Raw genomic sequence first — 21,855 nt, 5'->3', positions numbered from 1 at the left:
GTCCCCTTAAGACTGCAAGACGTCTGCAAGGCGCTCAAGACGGCCGCGTACGCTGCCATCAATGACCATATCACCCGCCCGGATGATAACGCCTGCCATTACAGACTTATCGATTTTGCAATTCAGCTTCACTTTGCGTGACAGACGTTTTTCCATCGCGGCGCTGATTTTCGAAAGCTGCTCTTCACTCAATGCGGTTGCCGACGTAACTTCTACCTCGGAGGTAGCTTCACTGGCGGCACGCAGATGAATAAACTGCTCCAGAACATCCGGGAGCGCGTTCAGACGATTATTTTCAGCCATCACCCGAATCAGGTTCTGACCGTTTTCGTCTAACTGCTCACCGCAGACTGCGATAAACGACTCAGCGAGCGTTTCCGGCGCCAGCGCGCCAGAGAGAAGCTCTGCCATTTGTTCGTTCTTGGTTACCTCGGCGGCAAACGCCAGCATATCCTGCCAGCGCTCTACACTTTGGTGTTCAACGGCAAAGTCAAAAGCTGCTTTGGCGTAGGGGCGAGCTACCGTAACAAATTCAGACATCAGCCCCTCCCTCCTTACAGTTCAGCGACAAGTTTATCCACGATGTCGCTGTTAGCAGCTTCATCCACGGAACGTTCGATGATCTTCTCGGCGCCAGCAACAGCCAGGATAGCAACTTGCTTACGCAGCTCTTCACGGGCGCGTTTACGCTCGGCTTCAATTTCCGCCTGCGCCTGCGCCACGATTTTAGTACGTTCCTGCTCTGCTTCAGTTTTGGCTTCGTCCAGGATCTGAGCGCGGCGTTTGTTTGCCTGCTCGATGATTACCTGAGCTTCCGCTTTCGCTTTTTTCAGCTGGTCGGTCGCGCTGGCCTTTGCAAGGTCAAGATCCTTATGTGCTCGTTCAGCAGAAGCGAGACCGTCAGCAATTTCTTTCTGACGTTTCTCGATGGCTGCCATTAACGGCGGCCATACGTACTTCATGCAAAACCAGACAAAGAGAATAAACGCGATGGCCTGGCCGAGGATTGTTGCGTTAAGATTCACAGCACAATGCCTCTATCTAGTTAACCTTCTGATATTGCTCTTAATTCAAGCAACGCTTACTACGCGACAGCGAACATCACGTACAGACCCAGACCTACAGCGATCATCGGGATAGCATCCACCAGACCCATAACGATAAAGAACTGAGTACGCAGCAGAGGAATCAGATCAGGTTGACGCGCCGCGCCTTCCAGGAATTTACCCCCGAGGATGCCGATACCGATCGCAGCACCGATTGCCGCCAGACCCATCATCACAGCGGCAGCCATGTACAGCAGATCCATATTCAGGTTTTCCATGACAGTCTCCAGTTTGTTTCAGTTAAAACGTAGTAGTGTTGGTAAATTAATGCTCTTCGGACGCCATCGACAGATAGACAATCGTCAGAACCATGAAAATGAAGGCTTGCAGCGTAATAATCAGGATGTGGAAAATGGCCCACGGCACATTCAGAATCCACTGTGACCACCACGGCAACAGACCAGCAATCAGAATGAAAATCAGCTCACCGGCATACATGTTGCCGAACAGTCGCAGACCGAGAGAAACCGGTTTGGACAGCAGACTTACCCCTTCAAGGATTAAGTTGACAGGAATGAACGCCCAGTGATTGAACGGCTGCAGCGTCAACTCTTTTGCGAAGCCGCCGATGCCTTTCATTTTGATGCTGTAGAACAGAATAAGGATGAATACGCCCAGCGCCATCGACAGGGTGATGTTGACGTCAGCAGACGGCACCACGCGCGTTGCCGGCAGACCCAGCCAATGCTCAGCGATATACGGCAGCAGGTCGATAGGCAGTAAGTCCATCAGGTTCATAAGGAATACCCAGACGAAAATCGTCAGGGCCAGCGGCGCAATCAGCTTGCTTTTGCCATGGTACATGTCTTTGACGCTGCCATGCACAAAGCCGACTATCAGCTCAATCGCGGTCTGAAACTTGCCTGGCACGCCGCTGGTCGCTTTTTTAGCAACGCTACGGAACATCACCAGAAACAACAGACCCAGCACCACCGAGAAGAACATGGAGTCAATATTGAGCGTCCAGAAGGTGGCTGGGGGGTTCTGCGGATCCACCAGCGAGAAAGTACGCAGGTCCAGCTGAAGGTTATTCAGATGGTGTCCTATGTATTCCTGCGGCGTCATATTTTCTGAAGCCATGATGCCTTTTACCCTTTGTTGTTAATTACAGCCGGCGCCAGTATCTGAACCACCAGCACCAAAACCCACGTAACGATCAGCGGCAAAAACACCGCCTTTAAAACCGCCAACGCCACCACCAGTAAAACCAGCATCGCTAACACCTTGAAGGCTTCACCGAAGGCGAAAGTCCAGGACACGCGGCCCTTAGCAGGTGTATGCGCCTGGTGACGCCAGGCAAATATCATAAACAACATATTAGGCAGTGCCACTGCCAATCCCCCACATACTGCGGAGATGCCCCAGAAGGGGTCTTTGAGGCAAAACAGCAATCCACTTGCTATTACCGCCAGAAACTGAATGAACAGAAGCTTACGAGCAACGTTTCGACTCACGAGCGACACAGACATCACGTTTTTACTCCTGCTCACTTCGAGGTATGCCGCGTGTCGTATAAAACGTTCTTTAAGACTTAGAGTCAAGCATCAAAAAGCGGTCAAATTATACGGTGCGCACCCGTGATTTCAAACAATAAGTAGCCAAAAGGTGAATAAATGTTTAAATATTTTTCTCTGGCCCGCATTTTTAACTTTTAGCCAAAGTGTGAACGATCGTACAAAACTGCAAATAGCGCGAAAACACTGGCGATAAAGCGTGCACCAGATCACACATTAAACATATTCATGCTTACGCAATTCATTTACGTGTCAATTCATGCCTTTTCATCTTTTTGATATTTAAGCGTAAAACCAAGTACTGTTTTAAAAATACCAGCTTACACCTTAAAAACGCCCCATTGACATTTATAATAAAAATTTAACAAGCAAAAGTGATTTTTCGATTCGATTTTTAGCAGACTGATATTTACAAAGTTGATTACTCTCTGTTTTAACAAAAGAAGCGACGTTGTCATGCTGAAACGAAACCGTAAATCCAGAGTTAAATGTAACAACGCTGAAATGCGTTATACCTGTCGATTTTTAACACAAGCCGCGTCGTTTTTTTTCTATTTTTTTTGATAAAAATTAAACTTTGTTTGACTTAATAATCACCAGATGCCGCTCGCCTTCCAGTTGCGGAACGCGTAATTTTTCAACAGATTCGACGCTAAAATTGTCAGGTAGTGAGGCAATTTCATCCCCTGGCAATTGCCCTTTTAAGGCATAAAAACGCCCTTTCTCTCCCGGCAGCTGGTGACACCAGCTCACCATATCATTCAACGATGCGAAAGCGCGGCTGATAACGCCATCAAACGGCGGTTCGGAGGGATAGGCTTCAACGCGGCTTTGAACCGGCGTGATGTTTTCCAGTTTCAGTTCGTGCTGGACCTGACGCAGAAAACGTACCCGCTTGCCCAGGCTGTCGAGTAAGGTGAAATGCGCGTCAGGGAGAACAATAGCCAGCGGGATGCCCGGCAGCCCCGGTCCTGTTCCTACGTCGATAAAACGCTGTCCCTGAAGATACGGCGCAACGACTATGCTGTCGAGAATATGGCGTACCAACATTTCGTTGGGATCCCGCACTGACGTCAGGTTGTATGCTTTGTTCCATTTGTGCAGCATATCAACGTAGGCGACCAGCAGCGTTTTCTGGTGATCGGTAAGAGAAATACCGGCATCAGCCAGCAGACGAGAGAGTTTGTTGAGCACGGTCATTACCTGTTAATAATCAAATGCCCGATGCGCTTTCGCTTATCGGGCCTACAAATTTGTAGGGCGGGCAAGCGAAGCGCCCCCGCCAAATTAGTGTTATCAAGCGCTACGACGCAGCATACCTTGTTTTTTCAGCCATACCAGCAGAATGGAGATTGCCGCTGGCGTAATGCCGGAGATACGCGATGCCTGGCCGATAGACGCCGGTTTATGATCGTTCAGCTTGGCGATAACTTCGTTCGACAGACCGGAAACCTGACGATAATCCAGCGTGGCAGGCAGCAACGTATTCTCGTTACGTAGTTGTTTTTCAATCTCATCCTGCTGGCGAGCGATATAGCCTTCGTATTTGACCTGGATTTCCACCTGCTCAGCGGCTTGCTCATCTTCAAGCGCAGGCGCGAATGCGGCAAGCGAAGTGAGCTGCGCGTAGGTCATTTCCGGACGACGCAACAGATCTTCGCCGCTGGCCTCACGGGAGAGAGGCGTGGTCAAATGCGCATTCACTTCATCGGCGGATTCCGCAGACGGCGTTACCCATGTCGATTTCAGCCGCTGACGTTCTCGTTCGATATTTTCCAGCTTCTCGTTGAAGCGCGCCCAGCGTTCATCATCCACCAGACCCAGCTCGCGGCCCATTTCGGTCAGACGCAGATCGGCGTTGTCCTCACGCAGCATCAGGCGATATTCGGCGCGGGAGGTAAACATACGATACGGCTCTTTGGTGCCCAGCGTACAGAGATCGTCCACCAGCACGCCGAGATAAGCCTGAGAACGCGCAGGCGCCCAGCCCTCTTTGTCGGCGGAAAGACGCGCGGCATTCAGACCAGCGAGCAAGCCCTGCGCCGCAGCCTCTTCATAGCCGGTAGTACCGTTGATTTGACCAGCAAAGAACAGGCCGTGAATAAATTTACTTTCCAGAGTCGGTTTCAGATCGCGCGGGTCGAAGAAATCGTACTCAATCGCGTAACCAGGACGAACGATCTTCGCGTTCTCCATGCCCTGCATGGAACGGACAATCTGCATCTGCACGTCAAACGGCAGGCTGGTGGAGATACCGTTAGGGTAAATCTCGTTAGAGGTCAGTCCTTCCGGCTCCAGGAAGATCTGGTGCTGGTTACGATCGGCAAAACGCATCACCTTGTCTTCGATCGAAGGACAGTAGCGTGGGCCGATCCCTTCGATCACGCCAGCGTACATTGGGCTACGATCGAGGTTATTACGAATCACGTCATGGGTTTTCTCATTGGTATGCGTGATGTAACACGGCACCTGTTGCGGATGCTGAGAAGCATTCCCCATAAACGAGAAAACCGGCATCGGGTTATCGCCATGCTGTTGAGCCAACACGCTGAAATCGATAGTACGCGCATCAATACGCGGCGGTGTGCCGGTTTTCAGGCGGCTGACGCGTAGCGGAAGCTCACGCAGACGGCGAGACAGCGGGATGGATGGCGGATCGCCAGCACGACCGCCGCTGTAGTTATCCAGACCAATATGAATTTTGCCGTCCAGAAAGGTTCCGACGGTCAGCACCACCGCTTTCGCGCGGAATTTGAGCCCCATTTGGGTCACAGCGCCGACAACGCGATCGTTTTCGACAATCAGATCTTCAACCGCTTGCTGGAAGATCATCAGGTTCGGCTGATTCTCCAGCGCGGTACGCACCGCCTGGCGATATAAGACTCGATCCGCCTGAGCCCGGGTAGCGCGAACAGCCGGACCTTTGCTGGCGTTTAGTATCCTAAACTGAATACCTGCCTGATCGATCGCTTTCGCCATCAGACCGCCGAGCGCATCCACCTCTTTTACCAGATGTCCCTTTCCAATACCGCCGATCGCCGGGTTGCAGCTCATCTGTCCCAACGTGTCAATATTGTGTGTCAAAAGCAGAGTCTGTTGACCCATACGCGCTGCGGCCATCGCGGCCTCAGTGCCTGCATGACCCCCGCCAATAATAATGACGTCAAAAGGATCCTGATAAAACATGGTAATTGCCTCGCATAACGCGGTGTGAAAATGGATTGAAGCCCGGGCGGTGGATTCTACTCAACTTTAGCCGATGGAGAAAGCCCCGGGATCCGGGCTATTAAAAAGAAGATCTTTTTATTTAGAGATCTGTTCTATTGTGATCTCTTATTAGGATCGCACCAGGCTGTGGATAACCCGGATCCTGTAATAAAGATCAATGCGTTGGAAAGGATCACTAGCTGTGAATGATCGGTGATCGTGGCCCGTATAAGCTGGGATCAAAACGGGTACTTATACACAACTCAAAAAGTGAACAACGATTATTCTTTGGATAACTACCGGTTGATCCAAGCTTTCCACCAGATTTATCCACAATGGATCGCACGATCTTTACACTTATTTGAGTAAATTAATCCAGGATCCGAGCCAAATCTCCGCTGGATCTTCCGGAATCTCATGTTCAAGGATGTTGATCTTCAGTGTTTCCCCAACCTGTTTTGCGCCAGCGCCTTTCAGTTCCGCTTCTATTTTCTCAATCGCGCCACAAAACGTGTCGTATTCTCGACTGCCAATGCCAATTGCGCCGAAACGTACCGCGGAAAGATCGGGTTTCTGCGTCTGAAGGTCTTCATAGAAAGGGGTCAGGTTGTCCGGAATGTCTCCGGCGCCGTGCGTTGAGCTGATTATCAGCCAGATCCCGGAAGTTGACAGATCCTCGAATAACGGACCGTGCACCGTTTCGGTTGAAAAACCGGCAGCTTCCAGCTTTTCCGCCAGATGTTCCGCGACGTATTCGGCGCCGCCCAGGGTGCTGCCGCTGATAAGAGTAATGTCTGCCATTGATCGCTCGCTCAGGTAAAGAGGCTGCATTGTACTCTGTGAACGAGCTGGGATCTACCTGTGGAAAAATGTGGGATTAAAAAAGCCGATCATGGCTTGATGGTGCGCATGATCGGGTTCTGCAAGACGATCAGTGTCTCAGTGGACTGAATTTCATCAATTGTTTGGATCTTGTTGATAAGTACGTGCTGAAGCGCGTCGATTGATTTGCACATCACTTTTATAAAGATGCTGTAGTGACCGGTGGTGTAATACGCTTCCGTCACCTCATCCAGGCTTTCCAGCCGGGCCAGTGCGGAGGGATAGTCTTTGGCGCTTTTGAGGATGATGCCAATAAAGCAGCCCACATCGTAGCCCAGTTGTTTAGGGCTGACGTCAATCCGTGCGCCCGTAATGATCCCGGCCTGCTTCATTTTCTCGACGCGAACGTGAATGGTTCCAGGGCTAACGCCAAATTGTTTGGCCAGTTCGGCGTAGGCAGTGCGGGCATTTCCCATTAAGGCGTCAAGGATGCCGCGGTCCAGATTGTCGATCTGATAATTTTCCATCGCTTTTTCTTATGCAGATTAATGATTATCTCTATTTTAGCCATTATTTTTAACGAATCAAAACCGAAGTTAGCTTTTTATCTGTAGATTATTGAATAGTACTCTCGTTTTGTTGCTTAATCATAGGCAACAGGACGCAGGAGTAAAAAAATGAAAACCGCTTATATTGCCAAACAACGTCAAATTAGCTTCGTGAAATCACATTTCTCTCGCCAGCTGGAGGAGCGTCTGGGTCTGATTGAGGTCCAGGCGCCGATTCTGAGTCGCGTAGGGGATGGTACGCAGGATAATTTGTCCGGCTGTGAAAAAGCGGTGCAGGTAAAAGTGAAAGCGTTGCCTGACGCCCAGTTCGAAGTGGTGCATTCACTGGCGAAGTGGAAACGTCAAACCCTGGGGCAACATGACTTCAGCGCGGGCGAAGGGCTGTACACGCACATGAAAGCCCTTCGCCCCGATGAAGACCGACTCTCTCCGCTCCACTCGGTCTATGTGGATCAGTGGGACTGGGAGCGTGTCATGGGCGATGGCGAGCGCCAATTTTCTACCCTGAAAAGCACAGTAGAGGCTATATGGGCAGGAATTAAGGCGACGGAAGCGGAAGTGCATAAACAGTTTGGTCTGGCGCCGTTCCTGCCAGAGCAAATTCAGTTTGTTCACAGCCAGGAGCTGTTGTCTCGCTATCCGGATCTGGATGCGAAAGGGCGCGAACGCGCGATCGCCAAAGAACTTGGCGCCGTTTTCCTGGTGGGGATCGGCGGTAAACTGAGCGATGGCCACCGCCATGATGTACGCGCGCCGGATTATGATGACTGGAGCTCCTCATCTGAGCTGGGCTACGCCGGTCTGAACGGCGATATCCTGGTGTGGAACCCGGTGCTGGAAGATGCGTTTGAGCTTTCCTCTATGGGTATCCGCGTAGATGCCGATACGCTGATGCGCCAGCTGGCGTTGACCGGTGATGAAGATCGTCTGCAACTGGAGTGGCATCAGGCGCTGCTGCGCGGCGAAATGCCGCAGACCATCGGCGGCGGGATTGGGCAGTCTCGTCTGACGATGTTGCTGCTGCAATTGCCGCATATTGGTCAGGTGCAGTGCGGCGTATGGCCCGCGCAGGTTCGCGAAAGCATTCCTGCTATTTTATAAGCCGTTAGCGCCGCCAGCGTCTCAGCAGGCGGCTTCGCATCCCGGTGTCAAAGCGCCAGATATGATCGAAAATGCGCATGATGCCGGGTTTGCCGTGCGCCGACATCGCCACCGCATGGAATCGATGCTGGTGAAGACGCTGCAACTCTCCCACTTTGCTCACCACGTCATCCGGCAAGCGTTGGGCGATAAAATCCGAAATGACCACCGCATCGGCATCAAACCATTCCCGTCCCTGCATTCTTTCAATAATGGCGCGAAAACAGCTGGCGATATCCGTGCCGCCGCGAAAACGTTGACTTAAAAAGCGGATGGCCTGCTCGATACCTTCCGGGCCGGAGAGTTCATAACGCACAACGTCAGTGGAAAACAGCATAATAAAGCAGCGGCGGTTATCCGCCAGCGCAACGCGCATCAACGCCAGGCAGAACGCTTTTGCGCACTGCTCGTTAAATCCTCCCATCGAGCCTGAAGTATCGACGCAGACAATAAACGGTCCGCGCGGCTGCTCGTCGACATCCTGGTGTACTACCGGCCGTTCGGTCACTTTCTCACGCCACGCTTCGCCATACAGGCGATAGGTGAGGAGCTGTTTTTCCACTAACCGGCGGTAGAATTCATATTCCAGCTCGGTGATGCCGAGCGTCGCCAGCTCTGGCGGCAACAGGCGCAGAATATCATCGCCTTGCTGAATACCGTCAACCTGCTCCGGCACCGTTGCGGGTTCACGTACCAGTGTACGAAAGGTTTCCATCGGCGCGTCTTTTTTCGGTACCGATTTGGCTTCCCGCGAACGTCCCAGTTGTTCCGCCAGTTGCATTAGCTCCGGCTGGGCGGCGAGAAATTCGCCGTATTTTACGATCAGTTGATAATCACCACGTTTAAGCTGGCCCGCGCTCATATCCCACAGGCGGCCTGCGGCATTATCATTTTCCGCCAGCGTCGGTTCCAGTTGCCCGCTCAGCGTCATCCGTTCCTGAACGTCACTCAGCAACTGCTCGCGCTCTTCTTCCAGTAGTTGCTGGTTTAACGTGGTGGCCTGCACGACCAGACTTAACCGCCAGCGTTGCAAAAAAAGCGTGTGTAGCGCAGGGGTAAAGGTACTGTTGCTCTCCGTCAACTGCTTCGCCTGCGCGGCATACGGTGAATGCAGGCGGTGAAGCAACGCCAGTATTTGCGGCAGTTGCACGATGAACTGTGATGTAGAGAGAAGTTGGCTTTGTTGATAACACATGACCTCTTCCGTGAGTTCCGGCGGAACGCGTGCGTCTTTAAGACGGCTGCGTAGCGCTTCCCGCCAGCGCGGGAGATCGGCGGTCACGGCGTTTTTTAAACGCGGAAACTTTTCAAAGAAAATGACCAGCTGTGGGGAAGCCAGTAGCGCAAGGATCATCTCTTCGACCATTCCCTCTTCGCTGACGGCCAGCATGGCATTTAGCGTATCCAGCGTCAGCATTGTTGCGCCTGGCGGATATGTTCTCCTACATCCTGCAGGCTGGCCTCAATGCGCCCTAACCAGTCGCTGTGAATAAACAGGCAATGTTGCTGCTCACTGAAGCGGGTATGCTGCTGGCGCCAGTCGTTTTCTAACGTTTCCAACTGCTGTTTGATCTCCGCAGGCATACTGTCTTCAGCCGCTCCCGGTAACGCCAGACGGGTACCTTGTAGACTGATGTCGCGCACCACCAGATGTTGAGTGTTATCGACTTCCATATTCAACGTTTGGGCAAAGCCGATCCCGTTCAGTTTGCCGCGGATCTCGCCGCCTTTGGTCAGCCAAAGTTCCAGCGCGCTGCGGTCAAAGGTAATATGGATCACTTCCATATCATGCAGTTTTAGCGGTTTTTGTAGCAATAACGTCAACGTTGACGCGCTGGCTTCCGGCGGTAAAGTGTAATGCGGGCGGCGGCTGAACATACCGCCTTCTTTAATGACGGTGAAAGCGGTTTTATCGCTTTGCTGTTGCTGCAACTGGAGGCGACGCTGGACGATACCGCCGAGGCGAGTCAGCATGGCCTGCTGCTGCCAGGCGTGTCCGGTCATCAATATTTCCAGTTGCTGTTGCATGAGATTCAGACTCTGCGCGTCATACCACAAGCAATCTTTTAGCAGGATAAGGTCAATCGGCGCAACCGCGTCGCGTCCGCTAAAGAAGGCGCTGGCCTGTAACAGGCGGATGGCTTTCTTCCAGCGACGGTCGGAGACATAAGGCGCATTCGGCAAATTATCCAGCTGTTGGCGCAGAGTAAAGATCAGCTCAAAGACCGGATCAGGGAGTGAAATCGCGCCGATATCTTTTTGCCACTGTTGATATTCTTCGTCGCTAACCTGTAACGAGGCGGGGACCGGGTTATCACTCTCATCCTGCTGACTAATCAGCATGGAGCGGAAATTGGCTTTATCCTGAACTTTATCCAGCCACAGGCGAATCAACATTCGGTCGTACAAGGCTTCCAGGCTGCTGTCCGCTTCGGGCAGTTCGTTGGAGGCCGCCACCAGCAGCCGCATCGGAATTTTTTCCTCAAATGCGCCGTTGCGGAAATGGCGTTCGTTAATGGCGGTCAGCAATGTGTTCAGGATAGCGGGCCCGGCTTTCCAGATTTCATCCAGAAAAACGATTTCGGCTTCGGGAAGATAGCCGGTCGTTAAGCGTTCATAGCGACCTTCATCTTTCAACGCCTGAATAGAGAGCGGGCCAAACACCTCTTCCGGCGTGGAAAAGCGTGTCATCAGATATTCAAAAGCGCGGGCGCGCTGGAAAGCAAACTTCAGGCGGCGGGCAATCAGACTCTTGGCGATACCGGGAGGGCCCAACAAAAAGACGCTCTCACCGCTTAACGCCGCCAGTAGGCAAAGGCGTATGGCGTGACTACGTTCATACAGCCCCTTCTCAAGGGCGCTGCTCAGACGGGAAATTCTTTCCGCTAATAAATGTGGGTGAGCCATAATAAAGAGGCGTCCTTTCGACAAATGGATCGTGCTAATTGCGAGTATAGACGTTTCACCACCGGGGCTGTAATCGTCTGACGCGCTGTTTATTTTTCTTTGAGCCAGGTTAATCTGGCTTCATTTAGGGGTACGATTTTATGATTAATCGTGCATACTGTGCGCTTTTTTGTGGGCCAAGGGACTAAGCACACATTTCATATCTATACACTCATTCATTCAAACTACATCAAGGCGGCAAAGGAGTGAATCCCCTGGCACTGACTTAAACGTGTGACTGGGGTAAGCGAATGCAGCCGACAAGGAGGTAGCGTGAAGGGTGACGTGTATAAACGAAAGATGAGTCTATGAGCACTGATAATAAGCAATCGTTGCCTGCGATTACCCTCGCAGCTATTGGGGTTGTCTACGGTGATATTGGTACCAGCCCGCTTTATACGCTTCGTGAATGTTTGTCCGGTCAGTTTGGTTTTGGCGTTGAACGAGATGCCGTGTTTGGTTTTCTGTCGCTGATCTTCTGGCTACTCATCTTTGTGGTTTCCATCAAATATCTCACCTTCGTGATGCGCGCCGATAACGCGGGTGAAGGTGGAATTTTGACGCTGATGTCGCTTGCCGGGCGTAATACCTCGGCGCGCACCACATCCATGTTAGTTATCATGGGACTGATAGGCGGCAGCTTTTTCTATGGCGAAGTGGTCATTACGCCAGCGATTTCGGTGATGTCGGCGATTGAAGGCCTGGAGATTGTCGCGCCGCAGCTGGACACCTGGATTGTCCCGCTCTCCATTATTGTGCTGACTCTGTTGTTTATGATTCAGAAGCACGGTACGGGAATGGTAGGGAAACTCTTTGCGCCGATCATGCTGACCTGGTTTTTAATCCTGGCGGTACTTGGCCTGCGCAGTATTATCGCCAATCCCGAAGTGTTACATGCGCTGAATCCTGTCTGGGCGGTACGTTTTTTCCTTGAATATAAAACCGTATCGTTTATTGCGTTGGGCGCGGTGGTGCTGTCGATTACCGGCGTAGAGGCGTTGTACGCCGATATGGGACACTTCGGTAAGTTCCCGATTCGCCTGGCGTGGTTTACCGTGGTATTGCCGTCGTTAGTACTGAACTACTTTGGTCAGGGCGCATTGCTACTAAAGCATCCGGAAGCGATTAAAAACCCCTTCTTCCTGTTGGCGCCGGACTGGGCGTTAATTCCGCTGCTGATTCTGGCCGCGCTGGCGACGGTGATCGCCTCCCAGGCGGTAATTTCCGGCGTCTTTTCGCTGACGCGTCAGGCTGTGCGTCTTGGCTATTTGTCGCCAATGCGCATTATCCATACCTCCGAGATGGAGTCCGGTCAGATCTATATCCCTTTCGTTAACTGGCTGCTTTATTTCGCGGTCGTGGTTGTTATTGTTAGCTTTGAGCACTCCAGCAACCTGGCGGCGGCCTATGGCATCGCCGTGACCGGCACGATGGTGCTGACGTCTATTCTTTCTACGACCGTGGCGCGTAAGAACTGGCACTGGAACAAATATTTTGTCGCGCTGATCCTCATCGCATTCCTGTGCGTGGATATCCCGCTGTTCTCGGCCAACCTCGACAAATTGTTGTCCGGTGGTTGGCTGCCGCTGAGCCTGGGCCTGATCATGTTCACGATCATGACCACCTGGAAGAGCGAGCGTTTCCGTCTGTTGCGTCGTATGCATGAACACGGTAATTCGCTGGAAGCGATGATTGCTTCGCTGGAGAAGTCACCGCCGGTTCGGGTGCCGGGTACTGCCGTATACATGTCGCGCGCGCTCAGTGTGATCCCTTTTGCTTTATTGCATAACCTGAAGCACAACAAAGTGTTGCATGAGCGCGTAATCTTACTGACGTTGCGTACGGAAGATGCGCCTTATGTGCATAACGTTCGCCGGGTGCAGATTGAGCAGTTGTCTCCGACATTCTGGCGCGTGGTGGCCAGCTACGGCTGGCGCGAAACGCCAAACGTTGAAGAGGTGTTCCACCGCTGCGGTCTGGAAGGGCTTAGCTGTCGGATGATGGAAACGTCGTTCTTTATGTCGCACGAGTCGTTGATTGTCGGCAAACGCCCGTGGTATTTGCGTTTGCGTGGCAAGCTGTATTTGTTGTTGCAACGTAACGCCCTGCGCGCGCCGGATCAATTCGAGATCCCGCCTAACCGCGTGATTGAGTTAGGAACGCAGGTCGAGATTTAACCTCCCATCACCATGCCGGGGGCCGCGTTGGCTTACCCGGCCTGGCCAATCCGTAGATTCCCACACGATAATCGCCTGATTTCCGCTAGCGAAACGTTTCGACGGCGATCACAATTCTGTTACGTCATGATGGTTTTATGAACACATCCAGGGTTACACTGCGGCCAGCGAAACGTTTCGCTAGTGGAGCAGAAAAATGAAGAAAGGCACCGTACTCAACTCTGAAATCTCGTCGGTCATTTCCCGTCTGGGGCATACTGATACTCTGGTGGTCTGTGATGCGGGTTTACCCATCCCGAATAGCACTGCGCGTATCGATATGGCACTAACCCAGGGCGTACCTTCTTTTATGCAGGTGGTGGATGTCGTGACCCGGGAAATGCAGGTTGAGGCGGCGATTCTTGCAACGGAAATCAAACAACAGAATCCGCAGCTCCACGAAACGTTGCTCACTCACCTTGAGCAACTGCAGCAACACCAGGGAAACACCATAAAAATTAGTTATACGACACACGAACAATTCAAAAAATTGACTGCAGACAGTCAGGCAGTGATTCGCAGCGGGGAGTGTTCCCCGTATGCGAACGTCATTCTTTGCGCTGGCGTCACTTTCTGAGGCCGCTATGGACGCATTACTGCAACTCAAAGGGATCGATAAAGCGTTCCCCGGCGTGAAGGCTCTCTCCGGCGCCGCGTTAAACGTTTATCCTGGCCGCGTTATGGCGCTGGTGGGGGAAAACGGCGCCGGAAAATCCACCATGATGAAAGTATTAACCGGCATCTATACGCGAGATGCGGGATCGTTGTTATGGCTGGGTAAAGAGACCACCTTTAATGGGCCTAAATCGTCTCAGGAAGCCGGGATCGGCATTATTCATCAGGAACTGAACCTGATCCCGCAGTTGACCATTGCGGAAAACATCTTCCTGGGCCGTGAGTTTGTGAATCGCTTTGGCAAAATCGACTGGAAAAAGATGTATGCCGAAGCCGACCACCTCTTAGCCAAACTCAATCTGCGCTTTAAGAGCGATAAGCTGGTGGGCGAACTCTCTATCGGCGATCAGCAAATGGTGGAAATCGCCAAAGTGCTGAGCTTCGAATCCAAAGTCATCATTATGGATGAACCGACCGATGCGCTGACCGACACTGAAACCGAATCTCTGTTCCGCGTTATCCGTGAATTAAAATCGCAGGGGCGCGGCATTGTCTATATCTCTCACCGTATGAAAGAGATTTTCGAAATTTGCGATGACGTGACGGTCTTCCGCGATGGGCAATTTATCGCCGAGCGTGAAGTGGCCACGTTGACCGAAGATTCTCTTATCGAAATGATGGTGGGACGTAAGCTGGAAGATCAGTACCCGCATCTGGATAACGCGCCGGGTGAGATTCGCCTCAAGGTCGATAATCTGTGCGGACCGGGCGTGAATGATGTCTCTTTTGTGCTGCGAAAAGGCGAGATTCTTGGCATTTCCGGCCTGATGGGCGCCGGTCGCACCGAGCTGATGAAAGTATTGTACGGCGCGATGCCGCGAACCAGCGGTTACGTGACGCTTGATGGACACGAAGTGGTGACGCGTTCTCCGCAGGACGGACTGGCCAATGGCATCGTTTATATCTCTGAAGACCGTAAGCGCGATGGACTGGTGCTCGGCATGTCAGTTAAAGAGAATATGTCGCTGACGGCGCTGGACTATTTCAGCCGCGCTGGCGGAAGCCTGAAACACAAAGATGAGCAACAGGCGGTGGGGGATTTTATCCGTCTGTTCAACGTCAAGACGCCGTCAATGGAACAGGCGATAGGCCTGCTTTCTGGCGGTAATCAGCAAAAAGTGGCGATTGCCCGCGGGTTGATGACGCGCCCGAAAGTGCTCATTCTCGACGAGCCGACCCGCGGCGTGGACGTCGGCGCCAAGAAAGAGATTTATCAGCTTATCAACCAGTTTAAGGCCGACGGCCTGAGCATCATTCTGGTCTCATCTGAGATGCCAGAAGTATTAGGCATGAGCGATCGCATCATCGTCATGCATGAAGGGCATCTCAGCGGTGAATTTACTCGCGAGCAGGCCACCCAGGAAGTGTTAATGGCTGCCGCAGTGGGCAAGCTTAATCGCGTGAATCAGGAGTAAAAAAGATGACAACCCAGGCTGTTTCTGGTCGCCGTTATTTCACTAAAGCGTGGCTTCTTGAGCAGAAGTCGCTCATTGCCCTGCTGGTGTTGATCGCGATTGTGTCGACGTTAAGCCCCAACTTTTTTACCGTTAATAATCTGTTCAATATTCTTCAACAGACCTCCGTTAACGCCATTATGGCGGTGGGGATGACGTTGGTGATTCTGACATCGGGGATCGATCTGTCCGTCGGTTCCCTGCTGGCGCTCACCGGCGCGGTTGCCGCTTCAATCGTCGGCGTTGAAGTGAATGCGCTGGTCGCGGTTGCCGCCGCGCTGGCGCTGGGCGCTGCGATTGGCGCCGTCACTGGCGTTATCGTCGCGAAAGGCCGCGTACAGGCGTTTATCGCTACGCTGGTGATGATGTTGCTACTGCGCGGCGTGACGATGGTTTACACCGACGGTAGCCCGGTCAACACCGGCTTTACCGATAACGCCGATCTGTTTGGCTGGTTCGGTATCGGCCGTCCGCTGGGCGTTCCTACGCCGGTCTGGATCATGGCTATCGTCTTTATCGCCGCCTGGTATATGCTGCATCACACCCGTCTGGGACGCTATATCTACGCGCTGGGCGGTAACGAAGCGGCGACGCGCCTGTCTGGCATTAGCGTGAGCAAAGTGAAAATTATCGTCTATTCACTTTGCGGCCTGACAGCGTCGCTGGCGGGCATCATTGAAGTGGCGCGCCTCTCTTCCGCGCAGCCGACGGCGGGTACCGGCTATGAGCTGGATGCTATTGCCGCCGTAGTGCTGGGCGGCACCAGCCTTGCAGGCGGTAAAGGGCGCATTGTTGGGACATTGATCGGCGCATTGATTCTCGGCTTCCTTAATAATGGTTTGAATTTGTTAGGTGTTTCCTCCTATTACCAGATGATCGTCAAAGCGGTGGTGATTTTGCTGGCGGTACTGGTAGACAACAAAAAGCAGTAACAACGACTACAGGACATCTGAAATATGAACATGAAAAAACTGGCTACCCTGGTATCTGCTGTTGCGCTGAGCGCCACCGTGAGCGCGAATGCAATGGCGAAAGACACCATTGCGCTGGTGATCTCTACCCTCAATAATCCCTTCTTCGTGTCGTTAAAAGACGGGGCGCAAAAAGAGGCGGATAAACTGGGTTATAACCTGGTGGTGCTGGACTCCCAGAACAACCCTGCCAAAGAGCTGGCGAACGTGCAGGATTTAACCGTTCGCGGGACCAAAATTCTGCTGATCAACCCGACTGACTCCGATGCGGTGGGTAACGCGGTGAAGATGGCGAACCAGGCGAAGATTCCGGTTATCACGCTTGACCGCCAGGCAACCAAAGGTGATGTCGTCAGCCATATCGCGTCTGATAACGTGCTGGGCGGTAAGATCGCTGGCGACTATATCGCGAAAAAAGCTGGCGAAGGCGCCAAAGTGATTGAGCTGCAAGGCATTGCCGGAACATCTGCGGCGCGTGAGCGTGGCGAAGGTTTCCAGCAGGCGGTAGCCGCTCACAAATTTAATGTTCTGGCCAGCCAGCCTGCCGATTTCGACCGTACTAAGGGTCTGAACGTCATGCAAAACCTGCTGACCGCGCATCCGGATGTTCAGGCTGTCTTCGCCCAGAACGATGAAATGGCGCTGGGCGCACTGCGCGCGCTGCAAACTGCCGGTAAAGCAGATGTGATGGTGGTTGGATTTGACGGTACGCCGGATGGCGAAAAGGCTGTAAAAGATGGCAAACTGGCAGCGACTATCGCTCAGTTACCGGATCAAATCGGCGCCAAAGGCGTTGAAGTGGCGGATAAGGTGCTGAAAGGCGAAAAAGTTCAGGCCAAATATCCGGTTGACCTGAAACTGGTCATCAAGCAGTAATAAACGACACGGGTCAACTATGGCCTGATGGCGACAGAAATACGCGATCCTCCGCTGAGGTGAACGTAAAAAAGAAAAGCAGGGCACGCGCCACCCTAACCGGTGGCGCACTTTGACGTGGAACCCCGAATATGAAAACCGCAGGTAATCTCATCGTCCTTGGCAGCATTAATGCCGATCATATCCTTAATCTTGAGTCCTTCCCTACCCCGGGTGAAACGGTAACCGGTAGCCATTATCAGGTCGCGTTTGGCGGGAAAGGCGCGAATCAGGCGGTTGCTGCGGGACGTAGCGGGGCAAATATTGCGTTTATCGCCTGCACGGGCGATGACGATATTGGCGACAGTATTCGTAAACAATTAGTCAGCGATCGTATTGATATCGCGCCAGTTAGCGTCATTAAAGGCGAGTCTACCGGGGTGGCGCTGATTTTCGTTAATGGCGAAGGCGAGAACGTCATCGGTATTCATGCCGGAGCGAATGCCGCGTTATCGCCGGCGTTGGTTGATGCGCAACGTGAACGTATCGCGCAGGCGGATGCGTTACTGATGCAGCTGGAATCGCCGCTGGAAAGCGTACTGGCGGCGGCGAAAATCGCCCATCAACATCATACTACTGTTGCGCTGAACCCGGCGCCTGCCCGTGAGCTACCGGATGAGCTGCTGGCGCTGGTGGACATCATCACGCCAAATGAAACGGAAGCTGAAAAGCTGACGGGCGTGCGTGTGGAAAATGACGACGATGCCGCGAAAGCTGCGCAGGTTTTGCATGATAAAGGCATTCGAACCGTATTAATTACCTTAGGAAGCCGTGGCGTCTGGGCCAGCGTAAACGGCGAGGGCCGCCGCGTTCCTGGATTTAGCGTTGAGGCTGTCGATACCATTGCCGCCGGAGATACGTTTAACGGCGCCTTTATCACCGCGATACTCGAGGAGACGCCGTTGCCGGAAGCGATTCGCTTTGCCCATGCCGCCGCCGCGATTGCCGTAACGCGTAAAGGCGCGCAACCTTCCGTTCCGTGGCGCGAAGAGATAGAAGCGTTTTTACATCAGCAGGGGTAACGCTTGGCTACTATGAAAGATGTTGCCCGCCTGGCGGGAGTCTCTACATCGACGGTCTCTCACGTTATCAACAAAGATCGCTTTGTGAGTGAGACGATAACCGAAAAAGTTGAAGCGGCGATTAAATCGCTTAACTATGCGCCTTCTGCGCTGGCGCGAAGCCTCAAGTTAAACCAGACCCGCACGATTGGTATGTTGATTACCGCCAGTACCAACCCTTTTTATTCCGAACTGGTGCGCGGCGTTGAGCGAAGCTGTTTTGAGCGCGGTTATAGTCTGGTGCTGTGCAATACCGAAGGCGACGAGCAACGGATGAACCGCAACCTGGAGACGCTGATGCAAAAACGGGTAGACGGTTTACTGCTGCTGTGTACCGAAACGCATCAGCCTTCTCGTGAAATCATGGAGCGTTATCCGTCTATTCCTACCGTCATGATGGACTGGTCGCCGTTTGATGGTGAGGGCGATAGCGATCTCATTCAGGATAATTCGTTGTTAGGCGGCGATCTTGCTACCCAATACCTTATCGATAAAGGATTTACCCGAATAGCCTGTATTACCGGCCCGCTGGACAAAACGCCAGCGCGTTTGCGGCTGGAAGGGTATCGGGCGGCGATGAAACGCGCAGGGCTGGCTATTCCGCAAGGCTATGAGATCACCGGCGATTTTGAATTTGGCGGCGGCTTTGACGCCATGCAGGCGTTACTCGCCCATCAACAGCGACCGCAAGCGGTTTTTACCGGAAACGATGCGATGGCTGTCGGTGCCTATCAGGCGCTATATCAGGCGGGGCTTCGTATTCCGCAGGATATGGCAGTCATTGGCTATGATGACATTGAGCTGGCGCGCTATATGACGCCGCCGCTGACGACTATCCATCAGCCGAAAGATGAATTGGGCGAGCTGGCTATTGATGTGTTGATTCATCGGATGGCGCAGCCCGCCTTGCAACAACAGCGACTTCAGCTTACTCCGGTTTTGACGGTGCGTGGGTCGGTTTAGATTTATGCCGTTCTTTAATCAGATTGTTGCCGTCTTTGGCTCTTAGCAGCATAAACATCAGCGCGGACACGATTGTGATCGCCCCCATCGTGATAAAGGTATAGTGGAACTGTTCCACGGTACTGGTGCCCGCAAAACCTTCATAAATACGTAACACCGCCGCGCTGATCGCCACGCCTAAACTGATAGACAATTGCTGCGTAACTGCCAGAACGCTGTTGCCGCTGCTGGCGTTATCGTCTGTCAGATCCGCAAGAGTAATCGTATTCATTGCCGTAAATTGAGTGGACATCGCCATTCCAAGAATGAATAGCGGCAGCACGAGCATCCAGATCGGCATGGCGGGAGATTGAAACGAAAACTGGGCAATCATCAGACCGATAAATACCGTAATGCCGACCAGAGTCTTCCGGTATCCCAAACGTCGCAAAACCTGCGTTACGGTCGATTTCGCGATAATAGAACCCAAAGCCGTCGGTGCCATCATGCAGCCAGCGATCAGAGCCGGGTAGCCAAAACCAACCTGTAGCATTAACGGCATCAAAAAAGGTACGCAGCCAGTCCCCAGACGCGTGGCGAGGTTGCCGGCAATACCGACGGAAAATGTGCGTGTCTTAAACAGCGACAGTGATATTAACGGTGTCGGATGACGGCGGGCGTGGCGGATATAGGCCAATAGTAGAACGATACTGCAAAAAATAATGGCGGATGCGATCCATGTCGCCACAATCTTTTCGCCAAACAGTTCCATTCCGCTGGAAAATAAAACCAGACTTAACCCAAAAAGAAAGAAGCCGGTCATGTCAAACTTGCGACGCGGCGTGGTGAAGTTGGGCATATATTTGCGGGCATACAGAATGCCTGCAACACCAATGGGAATATTAATCAGGAAGATCCAGTGCCAGCTTGCCCAGGTCACCAGTACGCCGCCTAATACCGGCCCCAGAATCGGACCTACCAGCCCCGGCATAGTGACAAAGTTAAGAACGGGCAGCAGCTCACTACGCGGATAGGCTCGCAATAACGCCAGCCGCGCCACCGGCATCATCATCGCTCCGCCGACGCCTTGTACGACGCGAAAAATAACCAATTCAGATAGTGAACTGGAGAGCGCGCAGGCCAGCGAGCCTAACGTAAACAGACTTACGGCAACCATAAAGACGCGACGCGTACCGAAGCGGTCAGCCAGCCAGCCGCTTACCGGAATTAACATAGCTACTGTCAGGGTATAACTGATAATAGCGGACTGCATGGCGAGTGGTGAACGGTTAAGACTATGCGCAATAGCCGGTAAAGCGGTATTCAAAATGGTGGCGTCTAGCGCCTGCATAAAGAAGGCCATCGCCGCGATCCACGGCAGGCCAGCCATACTGCGCGCTTTTTTGCTGGTCATTCAATATCCTGTTAATTATCTGGTCTCTCATTGGGCGCTATTAACAACGCCTGACAGGCCTGGAAAGCGCGTTCGCCGTCGCCATCAGCGATGGCATCAACAATGGCCTGGTGCAAATCCAGCTTTACCACCTCGTTATAGGTGATTGAGGTAAAGTAAGTGTGATAAACCGAATGAAATAGCGTAGCAAAAGAGATTAGAAAGGGATTGGCGCTCATTTCGTAGATATGCTCGTGCCACGCCATATCCACTTCAATCCAGCGTTCACGCTTAAAATGCTTTTTCAGCGCGACCATCTCTTCCATTAAGGCATTAAGCCGCGCTTTCTGCTCCGGTGTGCCAAGAGTCGCCGCCAGCAGGCAGGCTTGCGGCTCCAGGCTAATACGCATCACCAGAAAATGATCTACCACCTGATGAAAATTTTCTTCCGTCATCCACCAGGTCAGCAGCTCTTGATCCAGAAAGTTCCAGTTTCCCTGCGGCATCACCCGCGTACCAATGCGCGGACGGGGTAGCACCATACCTTTAGCCGTCAACGTTTTCACCGCTTCGCGAACTGCCGTTCGACTTACGCCGTACTGCTCGCCCAGTTCTATTTCGCCGGGAAGAATCGTACCGGGGGCGTAGTCACCCTTTAATATCCGCTGCGCCAGCTTTTCAGCCAGAACATAGGATAGATTTTTCTGTGCGGCTAATTGTTGTGCGCTTAAAGGCATGAATGTTCTTCCTTTCTCTTTCGTTTGGTTATTAGTATGCCACCTGGAAGTGTGATTACAGTTGCAATAACGGCAATTTGCTTATTTTATGGCACGTTAAGCACGCCATTGATGAAAAAAGAGACACTCAGAAAATTATTTTAAATTTCCTCTTGTCAGGCAGAAATAACTCCCTATAATGCGCCAC

The 21,855-nt window shown here is 52.5% G+C and carries 21 protein-coding genes; 8 read left to right on the top strand and 13 right to left on the bottom strand.

Annotated elements, in window-relative coordinates; genetic code table 11:
- Nucleotides 1-6: 6 nt before the first annotated feature.
- From atpH to asnC, 9 genes are all read right to left on the bottom strand, one after another.
- On the bottom strand, nt 7-540 hold the full coding sequence (atpH, locus tag ACLD4F_RS19525; RefSeq protein ID WP_001288957.1) for a F0F1 ATP synthase subunit delta: 534 nt from the start codon (nt 538-540) through the stop codon (nt 7-9).
- A 14-nt stretch (nt 541-554) separates the two neighbouring features.
- Nucleotides 555-1,025, bottom strand: coding sequence for a F0F1 ATP synthase subunit B (gene atpF / locus ACLD4F_RS19520; RefSeq protein ID WP_001052212.1), 471 nt, complete (start codon nt 1,023-1,025; stop codon nt 555-557).
- Nucleotides 1,026-1,084: 59 nt separating this feature from the next.
- Nucleotides 1,085-1,324 carry a F0F1 ATP synthase subunit C gene (gene atpE / locus ACLD4F_RS19515; protein ID WP_000429386.1) on the bottom strand — a complete coding sequence of 80 codons (240 nt, stop codon included), beginning with the start codon at nt 1,322-1,324 and terminating at the stop codon, nt 1,085-1,087.
- A 46-nt stretch (nt 1,325-1,370) separates the two neighbouring features.
- Nucleotides 1,371-2,186 (bottom strand): F0F1 ATP synthase subunit A, encoded by an 816-nt coding sequence (gene atpB / locus ACLD4F_RS19510; protein WP_000135632.1) that lies wholly within the window; start codon nt 2,184-2,186, stop codon nt 1,371-1,373.
- 8 nt (nt 2,187-2,194) lie between these two features.
- Nucleotides 2,195-2,575: a F0F1 ATP synthase subunit I gene (atpI, locus tag ACLD4F_RS19505; protein WP_000116685.1), complete on the bottom strand. Its 381-nt coding sequence runs from the start codon at nt 2,573-2,575 to the stop codon at nt 2,195-2,197.
- 615 nt (nt 2,576-3,190) lie between these two features.
- Nucleotides 3,191-3,814, bottom strand: coding sequence for a 16S rRNA (guanine(527)-N(7))-methyltransferase RsmG (rsmG, locus tag ACLD4F_RS19500; RefSeq protein WP_038993043.1), 624 nt, complete (start codon nt 3,812-3,814; stop codon nt 3,191-3,193).
- 102 nt (nt 3,815-3,916) lie between these two features.
- Nucleotides 3,917-5,806 (bottom strand): tRNA uridine-5-carboxymethylaminomethyl(34) synthesis enzyme MnmG, encoded by a 1,890-nt coding sequence (gene mnmG / locus ACLD4F_RS19495; protein WP_411010993.1) that lies wholly within the window; start codon nt 5,804-5,806, stop codon nt 3,917-3,919.
- A 378-nt stretch (nt 5,807-6,184) separates the two neighbouring features.
- Complete coding sequence (mioC, locus tag ACLD4F_RS19490) at nt 6,185-6,628, bottom strand: FMN-binding protein MioC (RefSeq protein ID WP_001531212.1); 444 nt, start codon at nt 6,626-6,628, stop codon at nt 6,185-6,187.
- Between the two features lie 89 nt (nt 6,629-6,717).
- Nucleotides 6,718-7,176, bottom strand: a complete 459-nt coding sequence (gene asnC / locus ACLD4F_RS19485) for a transcriptional regulator AsnC (protein ID WP_000433018.1) — start codon at nt 7,174-7,176, stop codon at nt 6,718-6,720.
- A gap of 150 nt (nt 7,177-7,326) precedes the next feature.
- Between asnC and asnA the strand changes: the two genes are divergently transcribed.
- A complete protein-coding gene (asnA, locus tag ACLD4F_RS19480) occupies nt 7,327-8,319 on the top strand; it encodes an aspartate--ammonia ligase (protein ID WP_411010992.1) in 993 nt (330 codons plus the stop codon).
- Nucleotides 8,320-8,323: 4 nt separating this feature from the next.
- Here the strand turns inward: asnA and viaA are convergent, their stop codons facing one another.
- Nucleotides 8,324-9,775 carry an ATPase RavA stimulator ViaA gene (gene viaA, locus ACLD4F_RS19475; RefSeq protein WP_411010991.1) on the bottom strand — a complete coding sequence of 484 codons (1,452 nt, stop codon included), beginning with the start codon at nt 9,773-9,775 and terminating at the stop codon, nt 8,324-8,326.
- Nucleotides 9,769-11,265, bottom strand: a complete 1,497-nt coding sequence (gene ravA, locus ACLD4F_RS19470) for an ATPase RavA (protein ID WP_411010990.1) — start codon at nt 11,263-11,265, stop codon at nt 9,769-9,771. Before ravA ends, viaA begins: the two co-directional genes overlap by 7 nt.
- Before the next feature lie 347 nt (nt 11,266-11,612).
- Here ravA and kup point away from each other — a divergent pair, with 347 nt between their 5' ends.
- The 7 genes from kup to rbsR all read left to right on the top strand — a co-directional run bounded on the left by kup (nt 11,613) and on the right by rbsR (nt 19,559).
- The gene (gene kup / locus ACLD4F_RS19465; RefSeq protein WP_000102338.1) at nt 11,613-13,481 is read left to right on the top strand and encodes a low affinity potassium transporter Kup; all 1,869 of its coding nucleotides are present in this window, start codon (nt 11,613-11,615) and stop codon (nt 13,479-13,481) included.
- 196 nt (nt 13,482-13,677) lie between these two features.
- On the top strand, nt 13,678-14,097 hold the full coding sequence (rbsD, locus tag ACLD4F_RS19460) for a D-ribose pyranase (protein WP_000715944.1): 420 nt from the start codon (nt 13,678-13,680) through the stop codon (nt 14,095-14,097).
- Nucleotides 14,098-14,104: 7 nt separating this feature from the next.
- The gene (gene rbsA / locus ACLD4F_RS19455; RefSeq protein WP_000339361.1) at nt 14,105-15,610 is read left to right on the top strand and encodes a ribose ABC transporter ATP-binding protein RbsA; all 1,506 of its coding nucleotides are present in this window, start codon (nt 14,105-14,107) and stop codon (nt 15,608-15,610) included.
- 5 nt (nt 15,611-15,615) lie between these two features.
- Nucleotides 15,616-16,581, top strand: a complete 966-nt coding sequence (rbsC, locus tag ACLD4F_RS19450; protein ID WP_000211345.1) for a ribose ABC transporter permease — start codon at nt 15,616-15,618, stop codon at nt 16,579-16,581.
- A gap of 24 nt (nt 16,582-16,605) precedes the next feature.
- On the top strand, nt 16,606-17,496 hold the full coding sequence (gene rbsB / locus ACLD4F_RS19445) for a ribose ABC transporter substrate-binding protein RbsB (protein WP_001056260.1): 891 nt from the start codon (nt 16,606-16,608) through the stop codon (nt 17,494-17,496).
- Between the two features lie 131 nt (nt 17,497-17,627).
- Entirely contained in the window at nt 17,628-18,557 is a 930-nt protein-coding gene (gene rbsK / locus ACLD4F_RS19440) for a ribokinase (RefSeq protein WP_000844730.1), read from the top strand.
- Nucleotides 18,558-18,560: 3 nt separating this feature from the next.
- A complete protein-coding gene (gene rbsR, locus ACLD4F_RS19435) occupies nt 18,561-19,559 on the top strand; it encodes a ribose operon transcriptional repressor RbsR (RefSeq protein WP_000224491.1) in 999 nt (332 codons plus the stop codon).
- Here the strand turns inward: rbsR and mdtD are convergent.
- Entirely contained in the window at nt 19,525-20,952 is a 1,428-nt protein-coding gene (gene mdtD, locus ACLD4F_RS19430) for a multidrug transporter subunit MdtD (protein WP_000202071.1), read from the bottom strand. The genes rbsR and mdtD overlap by 35 nt on opposite strands.
- Before the next feature lie 11 nt (nt 20,953-20,963).
- The gene (locus ACLD4F_RS19425; protein ID WP_001131144.1) at nt 20,964-21,668 is read right to left on the bottom strand and encodes a FadR/GntR family transcriptional regulator; all 705 of its coding nucleotides are present in this window, start codon (nt 21,666-21,668) and stop codon (nt 20,964-20,966) included.
- Nucleotides 21,669-21,855 lie beyond the last annotated feature (187 nt).

The sequence above is a fragment of the Salmonella sp. 741265050_HSA genome (genome assembly GCF_046569445.1).
In the GTDB taxonomy this organism is placed as follows: Bacteria; Pseudomonadota; Gammaproteobacteria; order Enterobacterales; family Enterobacteriaceae; genus Salmonella; species Salmonella enterica.
This window is presented reverse-complemented; position numbering and strand designations above follow the sequence as displayed.